Below are 4,333 nucleotides of genomic sequence, written 5' to 3'. Positions count from 1 at the left end.
GACCGGCGTCAGCAAGGCGCTTAATGCTGTGCGCGAGCCGTGTGCGGGGAAAGCTCGCATGCACGGTTCTTCGGGGGCCGCGTTTCCGAGAGGAAGCGTGGCTACCCACTAAGCTACCGGTCGAAGCCGCGTGGAGCTACCGGCATCCGGCGCGCGCAGGCAAAACGCTGCAGCCTCGACACGAAGGTATTCCAAAGGCGATCATTGAACGCGCGTGGGATGCCCAGCTCCGACTATGCAAGAGGTATCGCAAATTCACGACGCGAGAATGTAAGCGTTGCCGTGGTAGCGGTTGCCCGGGAACTGGCGGGCTTTATCCGGGATATCGGCCGTCTGGCAATGTCGCTGGCATTGCCGCGGTGCACTGCGCAGCCGGCATAACAGACCTGAGGCTAAGTCAGAGAAATTTTCTGCTGAAGCGCGTGCACGTGCTGTCACGAAATGATCAGAAACGGCTCATAGTCCGCCGGATAACGCAGAACCTCCTGTGCGGTCTGTTCTCGCAAGTGCCGAACGGCTTGCGGAGCAACGTCTGAGGCGTGCCTTATGTCTTGCACCCCCATTAGCACCGCACGAAAGAAGCAGTCGCCATCACCGGGGACTTCATACGCCCTCCCGTTGACCAAAGCTTGATAATGCCCTGGTCGATAGATGACATGGATGGGCGGCCCCGACTCGAGGCCACGCGGTAGTATCACAAGAGGGCTAGCGTGTGCCGGGTGACCGTGGATAACAATCTGGCGCCCCAAGGCACTTGCCGCTGCCATCGGTGCAATGTCGCCGAAAGCGCCGTCCCAATCACCGGCCGTGCGCAGTCGATCTGCAATAGCCCGCAGGCGATGCGTTGGTTGAATATGATCGACAAGCTTGTTGGCGAGTGAAAGATTGGGAACGTAGTTGCCGCTTTTATCAAATGCACCTAGTATATTTTTGACCGGAATATCAGTTCCATAGTTGATCTCCAGAGAGCGAGGAAAAGCAAACATCGCCTCCTTTCGCGCTTTGTCCAGCGCGTGTAGCATTTTTCTTTGCTTGTAGCCGTTGTGAGCCTTGGCAAAGTGATCGTTGCGGTACAGGTCGTAACCCTCCAGATTGGTTGCGTCTATGACATAGGTATATCCGCCTCTATCGCGTCCATAGACATCCGCTCCAGCGCCATCGATTTTCATATATGGAGAGGTAGAGATACCCTTTCCGTCCATGTCCAAGGCATTCTTACCTCCACCAAATCCGCCCCGAAATCCGTTGACCTCGGTCAGATCCTCGACCCGGCTCCTCAGTTTGAACCCTTGTGAGAATATGACATCTGGAGCCCTCATGTCACCGCGGAAGACGACGCCGTGATAGGCGAAACCCCTTTTCTCGTCAATGAATAAGCTCGCCGGGTTCCGGCTAACAAGAGTGGCCGCATCATCAACCGTGAATGAGCTCGTACTCGCCTTCGTGAAAAGCCTTTTAACCAAATTGATCGAACGATCTTTGCCCGTAGCAATTCTGACAATCGCGCTATCCATCTGCGCCAGCTCGAAGCCAACCTTTCTGGACAAAACCAGCTTAGGTAGCCGGCTTGCTGTCCGCATTAGGCCGCCGGCGGTGAAAATAGGCATGACAAAATCAGTTAATTCCTTACCAGTTTTTTTCAGAAACGAGCTGGTCTTGAAATCAGAAAACACCGCGCGCAGGAAGTTGGATGCCCTTGCGGAGGCCGTTGCGGCCTTTGCGGTGCGTGCAGCGCTAATACCAGCCATGACACCCTTAAGGCTTAGCGTGCTACCTCCAATCGAAGCGAGCGTAAACCCAAGGCTAATCACATCGATCGCAATATCCGATGCCTTGATCTTGTATTCCGAATCAAGTTGCGCGCGATTTATTATCTCGTAAAATGGAACGACGAAATTCAGTAGACGCTCTCCTGCGTCAGGCTCATATTCTCTTTCCTTCCATGTCTCGATTAATGAAAGAATATGATGCGCGATCTTACCCTGCATGATTTTTCTTATCGTAAAGAGGCGATGTGGCGTATTTCTCACATACACCGCCCGCAGACTAATGTCGTGCACGCTCGTTGTGGTACCTGATTTTTCTTTTTTTTCATTTTTGTCCAAAAAAACTTTTATTCCTAAAGCATCGAGAATCGCCTCCTTATGAATCTTCCCGTTCTTGAAAGCATCATTGACATATTTCAATGAGCCATCAGGGCTAATCAAAAGATGGCGACCATCAGGTGCAGGTACAAGCATCGCCGGCTCGCGAGGACTCAGACTGGCAGAGTAAGGTACTTCGCCTCGATACGGGCCATGACGCCATTTCACACGCACATCCCGTATCGCCCACGCATTCTCCGGGCGATACTCAATGGTTAACCTGCCAATCTTCGCATCGTCCAGATTTGAGAGTATTTTCGCGTTCACAGCAGCTTCGAGATGTGAGCGAATATATTGATCGAATTGTTTGAAATATTTGATCTTAATATTTGGAGTTCGGGCTAGCATGGAAAGCAGATCTGCATCTGATATTACGATACCCTTGAGTGTTCGGATCAAACCGAGCTCGGGCACATCGAATGTTTGCAGTGCTTTTATATCAGGATCGTCGATCTGTTCTATTTTGTTTTCCGTGATGTAGGATTGTGCCAGCTCGGTTTGGCTCTTGAACTCCGGAGATGGCGGAGGATTCAGCGCAAAGGACCATGCCTCACGGAATGCCTCTATCCGGATGTGTTCGCTTATATGTTTCCCGTCCCCCTGAGCGCGCGCCCAGATCGCCATCTCCTCGTTAAACAGAGCCAGCGATAAGTCAACAGCTGTGCTGTTCATAGGCTCGACGAGATGGGCCGACCGATGGATGCTATTGGCTAGTTCCAGTAGTTGCTCATCTTCCTTGCCCTCGGCTACCGCTCCCAAAAGTTCGCGCATTGCCCGAACACGTGCTCCGATCAACCCGTCCGGGTCAATCGGCAGGTCGCCCTTGAGCGACGGAGACTGTAACTTCACAGGCGGTGTGTCCGCGTTCCATACGCGGTGCGTCGAAACCGTACTGGGCTGGAAGATCTCGAAGTCCACGTCAAAGCGCTTGCTCCGGAGCATGCTAGTGGACGTTCCTTTTGGTTCGAAGGCGGTAGCGTGAAGTTCCTTACTTGATTCGGTTGGACCGGTGAAACCGGTTGTTACCGCCTGTCGCTCAAGCGCGTGGCAGTCATCTTTCTCGGCTTTGCTTTGCGCTGGGTCTTTGGGCCCCTGTGCTGATGATGAAGCGCCTTCGTTTGTATAGTGGTGCGTCCGTCCTCGGGCGGAACTGCCGCTGGAAGACGCAACGGCCGCCTGGACCTTCGAAATGTGGTCTCCTGTCAACAATGCCGCGAAAAACATTGCTCGACCAGCATAGGCGAGCTGGGACGAACCTGGCGGGACTTTACTGCGCTTCGACGTCCCAGGATGCTCCTGTTGCCACGCATTGTGTCTATCAATCCCTTTTCTCCAGTCTTCCAGCATCTGCTTTGGCAATCTTGAATTCTGTGGTTTCATCTGTGGGCATTGTCATGTTGATGAGGCGGTCACGTAAGGTGGCGAGATGAAAAAATCGAAATCGCTCTATCAAGGTCACCGTTTTCCCGCCAGAGTCATCACTCAAGTTCTGGTAATCATATAACTGGCCGTTCCGCCGTTCGGATAGAACGGCCGGGCGTAGAGTCAGGGTGCAAACCCAGCGACTTGACGCACAGGAGGCCGGCATGAACAAGTTTAGTGGAACGATCCGCACTCGAACAACAGTGTGTCGTCGAGCAAGACGGTCCGGCATCGTTTGAACAGAGGCGGTGATCGGTCCGCAAATAACGCCCTATGGATCATTGCCATGGTTCGGATGCGCAGTGATCCGCATACCCGTGCGTATGTGGATCGTCGGACAAAGGAAGGCATGTCGAACAAGGAAATCCATCGCTGTCTGAAGCGCTATATCGTCCGGGAACTGTACCCGCTCATCCTGGTCGATCTGGCCGATTCGACGCCTCTCCATTGACATAGGAGCGTCAACGCGCCGACCGGGAGCCTGTGGGGATCGCTCAAGCGAGCACGCATCCGCGGCCAGCGCTTTGCAACGCGTCGCGAAACGACGGACGAGGTCATCGACTGGTTGAGCTCGACAATCATTCGCGCCGTGCGATACGTGTCGCCGTCAGCCGCGCGTCAAGCGGCATGCAGTTGGCGGTAAAGCTCGCTCTTGCCTTGTCACGCTTCGCAGAATATCGCGTCGCCGTGACCTGTTGTACGACCAGCAGTTGCCTGGCCGGACATGCGTTCCTGGTAACGGGAGGGTGTGAAGCTCTGGCAACAAC

At 53.9% G+C, this 4,333-nt stretch carries 1 protein-coding gene and 3 pseudogenes; 3 read left to right on the top strand and 1 reads right to left on the bottom strand.

The annotated features are described in order from the left end of the window. Window positions 1-110: 110 nt before the first annotated feature. Window positions 111-381 (top strand): annotated as a pseudogene (locus tag HV796_RS45005) (IS110 family transposase); the annotation flags it as partial. A gap of 53 nt (window positions 382-434) precedes the next feature. On the opposite strand, the gene HV796_RS40465 reads toward HV796_RS45005, so the two are convergent. Further along, complete coding sequence (locus tag HV796_RS40465) at window positions 435-3,524, bottom strand: OTU domain-containing protein (RefSeq protein ID WP_175233310.1); 3,090 nt, start codon at window positions 3,522-3,524, stop codon at window positions 435-437. A gap of 250 nt (window positions 3,525-3,774) precedes the next feature. Between HV796_RS40465 and HV796_RS40460 the strand changes: the two are divergent. Both HV796_RS40460 and HV796_RS46250 read left to right on the top strand, forming a co-directional pair. Then, window positions 3,775-4,017, top strand: a pseudogene (locus HV796_RS40460) (transposase); the annotation flags it as partial. 12 nt (window positions 4,018-4,029) lie between these two features. Next, window positions 4,030-4,209 (top strand): annotated as a pseudogene (locus tag HV796_RS46250) (hypothetical protein); the annotation flags it as partial. Window positions 4,210-4,333: the final 124 nt, after the last annotated feature.

Source organism: Paraburkholderia humisilvae (assembly GCF_902859855.1).
Taxonomy (GTDB): domain Bacteria; phylum Pseudomonadota; class Gammaproteobacteria; order Burkholderiales; family Burkholderiaceae; genus Paraburkholderia; species Paraburkholderia humisilvae.
The sequence above is the reverse complement of the archived record's forward strand: the minus strand, read 5'-3'. Positions and strand labels throughout refer to the sequence as shown.

Excerpts from the sequence above, each read along its gene's own strand:
- HV796_RS40465 (WP_175233310.1), bottom strand. The coding sequence starts at position 3,524 with ATGAAACCACAGAATTCAAGATTGCCAAAGCAGATGCTGGAAGACTGG.